Annotated in this window: 4 protein-coding genes; 3 read left to right on the top strand and 1 reads right to left on the bottom strand. The window is 38.3% G+C overall.

Features of this window, described 5'->3' with window-relative positions:
• Positions 1 to 27: 27 nt before the first annotated feature.
• Positions 28 to 1,233 carry an NAD(P)/FAD-dependent oxidoreductase gene (locus GSY74_RS00660; RefSeq protein ID WP_164663174.1) on the bottom strand — a complete coding sequence of 402 codons (1,206 nt, stop codon included), beginning with the start codon at positions 1,231 to 1,233 and terminating at the stop codon, positions 28 to 30.
• 139 nt (positions 1,234 to 1,372) lie between these two features.
• Here GSY74_RS00660 and GSY74_RS00665 point away from each other — a divergent pair, with 139 nt between their 5' ends.
• The 3 genes from GSY74_RS00665 to GSY74_RS00675 are packed head-to-tail and all read left to right on the top strand — an operon-like array spanning position 1,373 to position 3,868.
• Positions 1,373 to 2,689, top strand: a complete 1,317-nt coding sequence (locus GSY74_RS00665) for a DUF2202 domain-containing protein (protein ID WP_164663175.1) — start codon at positions 1,373 to 1,375, stop codon at positions 2,687 to 2,689.
• Between the two features lie 55 nt (positions 2,690 to 2,744).
• Positions 2,745 to 3,245, top strand: coding sequence for a hypothetical protein (locus GSY74_RS00670; protein ID WP_164663176.1), 501 nt, complete (start codon positions 2,745 to 2,747; stop codon positions 3,243 to 3,245).
• Complete coding sequence (locus GSY74_RS00675) at positions 3,242 to 3,868, top strand: response regulator transcription factor (protein ID WP_164663177.1); 627 nt, start codon at positions 3,242 to 3,244, stop codon at positions 3,866 to 3,868. Before GSY74_RS00670 ends, GSY74_RS00675 begins: the two co-directional genes overlap by 4 nt.
• Positions 3,869 to 3,884: the final 16 nt, after the last annotated feature.

A 3,884-nucleotide genomic window follows, 5' to 3' on the forward strand; every position in this document is an offset into this window, starting at 1 on the left:
AACATATTATTTGAAAGATGTGAATAACTAAATACTCTCCCCTGCTCGTATTCCACAGACCCAAGCAAAATGCAGATTAAATCCTCCTCTATCTCCATCTACATCTAGTACTTCACCTGTGAAATAGAGATTTTTTAATCTCTTTGATTCCATGGTTTTTGGATTTATCTCTTTGGTATCTACTCCACCTGTTGCTACTTCTGCTCCTTTGTAGCCTTTGCTTCCATTGACTGTGAAGTTTAACTTTTTTATTCTTTCTACAATCTGTTTCAGTTGATTGTTTTTGTTCGATGTTATCGAACCTACGGTTGAGTTTTCTAGTTTTAATGGATCCAAGATGGGCGATATTAGCTTTTTATTGATAAATCCTTGTAACCATAACGCCATTGGTTTAGAACTGCTATTTTGTAGACTCTTTTTCATTAATGAGAACAACTGTTCATGGCTTATTTTAGGCATCAAATCTATCTCTAATTCTACAGTTTTTGTTTTTCTAAGCTTCTGCACTACTACTCGACTAATATCAAGAATAGCTAAACCAGAGATACCATAAGAGGTAAAGAGAACATCGCCATGTTGTTGAATCTCTCCACAACTTACCCTACTATCAACTTTGACACCTGAGAGCTGTTTTAGGTTTTTCATAGGTGAAGTAAGTTGCACTAACGAGGGGAAAGAGTCTACTACTTTATGTCCAAAACTCTTGGCAAACTCTACTCCATCATCAACCCCACCTAGCGATGGTGCAGAGATATGACCTGTCGCGATAATAAGTGATGAACTGGTGACTTTACCTTGACTATGTTCTATCATATATATATTTTTTTTATTTGCAATTTTTATAACTTCACACTCACAGCAAATCTCTACTCCTAACTCTTTGCACTCTGCTTGTAGAATCTCAACCACTGATGAGGCTTGAAGTGACATAGGAAAAACTTTTCCCTCTTTAGCTTCTATTAGCTCCAATCCTATAGATTTAAAAAAATTTTTAATAGATTGATAGTTGTATCCATCTAGTACTTGCTCTATAAAGTATCTATTTTTAGAATAAAATCTATTTGGTATTGGTTTTTGGTTTGTGATATTACACCGTCCATTACCTGTAGCAAGGAGTTTTTTGCCTACTTTACTGTTTTTTTCTAGGAGAAGGACTTTTTTGCCTCGTCTTGCAGATACTATTGCCGAGACCAATCCACTAGCTCCTGCTCCTATGATAACCACATCAAACATCTTTTATCCATTCAAGAATTAATTTATTCAATACATAGTAGCTAAAAGTGTATTAAATATATAATTACAAGGTAACACTTAATTAACAATTGCTCTATATAATTACAATATAAAATAAATAGTCAGACAAGGAAACAAGATGAGAAAACAGATAACACTAGTAACACTATCATTGATAGCTTCGGCTTTTTTAATAGGATGTGGTACAGATACACCAGTAGCAGATACGGAGGTGACAACATCAGAAGCAGACACAACAAACATAACCGCTGTTGAAAAAGGCTACTTTATAGATGCACCCGTAGAAGGATTGAGCTATAAAACTCCATCTGGTTTGGCTGGAGTAACCGATAGTAGTGGAAGTTTTCAATATCGACAAGGTGAAGAGGTCAACTTCTCTATTGGAAAACTCAATTTTGGAGAAGCTGAACCAACAGCAGAGGGTCTGATTAGTCCACGAGAGTTGAGTGATAGTGAAGAGGTGGTGCTTTTGATGCTCCGTACTCTACAGGCTATGGATGTTGACAATACTCCAAGCAATGGTATCACTATACCTATCTCTGTTATCAGTGAGCTTGAAAAAATTTCGCAAGAGGTTTCTATATCAGACCTATCAGAGGATAGTGAAATTTTGGCTCTATCAACTAATTTATCAGAGGCAGTTGATGAGGATTATAATGGTGTGATTGATGTAAATGATACTGTGGCATCAGCTCACTATGAGACAAATTTGGAAAATTGGAACAACGGAATGAGACCTGATGCAGAGCAGGGTGGTCATGGTGAGGGAATGGAATTTAATTTGACACAATACCCAGAGTCCAATTTGACCCAAGAGGTTATCGACAGTTTGGCATATATGGGCAATGAAGAGCGACTCGCTTATGATATATACATGGTACTCTATAAATATCACAACGATAATGGTACTTCTCTTATGCAACTCGCTAATATCCCAAAATCGGAGCAGAAACATGTTGAAATCGTGCAAGAGGTTATCCGAAAATATAATGTCAATACTGATAATCTAACAGATGTGGTTGACCCAGTGGCTGACAAGGATGTCGCGTTTGCTGATATGCCGATGGGGCAGTATGATATTCCCGCGATACAGGAGCTTTATAATATGTTGTATGAGAAAGGGATTGCTTCACCACAGGCGGCGATGGAGGTAGGATGTATGGTTGAGGTAGTTGATATTGATGATTTAGACCACTTTATCTTACAAGCTGAAGCTTCAAATGCGACCGATATTGTGGCAGCGTTTAATATTTTGAGAGATGGTAGCTACAAACACTACTGGGCATTTGACAAAGGTCTGAAAAACATGGGTGTTGCCGATGGGTGTGCTGTTGCTGGTGAAGAGTGGGCAAAAACTGTTGAGGAGTATCCTGATACTCATGGTGATAGTGGTCAAGGCGGCAATGGTGCTGGACGACAGCATGGGCGTGGTTAACCAAGTAACATTGCTTTAACAATTTTAGTGTAAAATAGTGGTCGAAGGAGTATTTATGAAACGATATATAAGTATCTGTCTCTTTTTAATACTCTTCCCTTTAACCCTTTTTGGAGAGGTGTTAACAGAAGAGTCTCAACCAACTACAGAGACGATAGCGGAGAGTGTGGAGAGAGAGGAAGAGGTGGTTAATCCTACTGAACCAATAGTTGAAATCACCCAAAAATCTACAACTACAGAAGATAGAGAAGAGAGTTCTAACACAGTCGAAAAGAACACAGAAGATAAGACAACTCCCTCTATCTCAACGCTAATCGAGCAGCTAAAAACAGCCAAAGCAGAAGATAGAAGAGAGCTAATGAATCAACTCAAAGTAGAACTACGAGCGATGAACAAAGAGAAACGACAGGAGACGATGAGAGAGTTAAAACAATCTTTTGCAAACAATGGTCAAGGAGAGCAGAGACAGCAAAATATGCAACAGCGACAATTCATAAAACAACCCCAATATCGACAACTTCACAATGGTCATGGTCAAGGAGGTGGGCGAAAGTGAAACTACTGTTGCTAGAGGATGACCCAAATCTCTCCAAGACGCTCATCAAATATCTAAAGATAAACGGATATGAGGTCGATTGGGCAAAAAATGGCGAAGAGGCGATGGATTTGAGTTATGATAACACCTACTCCCTCTATCTTTTTGACATCAATGTCCCTCTGCTAAATGGTGTTGACCTCTTGACAGCTCTGCGTGATGCAGAAGATTTTACACCGACCATTATTATCTCTGCGATGATTGATGTAGGTTCTGTCACCAAAGGGTTTATCGCAGGAGCGGATGACTATGTCAAAAAACCTTTTGACCCTGAAGAGTTGCTAATACGGATTAAGGCAAAGACAGCGATGCTCAAAGAGAAGATAGTTTTTAAAGATTTTGAGATAGATTTACGAAGTCAAGAGATCTGTTATCAAAATGAGATACTCTACTTGGGGCATGTGCAGAAAAACCTGCTTTTTTCGCTGATTCAAAACTACCCTAACCCTGTTACGCGTGATGAGTTACTTCTTCTTTTAGATAAGCCTACCGATTTGGCTCTGCGTGTGAATATCGCTAAACTGAAAAAGAATCTGAGTATTGAGGTTAAGAATATTCGGGGGGTTGGTTATAAGATTATTTGAAAAAATGGTTTTAATT

Source organism: Sulfurovum sp. bin170, from assembly GCF_010892395.1.
GTDB lineage: Bacteria > Campylobacterota > Campylobacteria > Campylobacterales > Sulfurovaceae > UBA1140.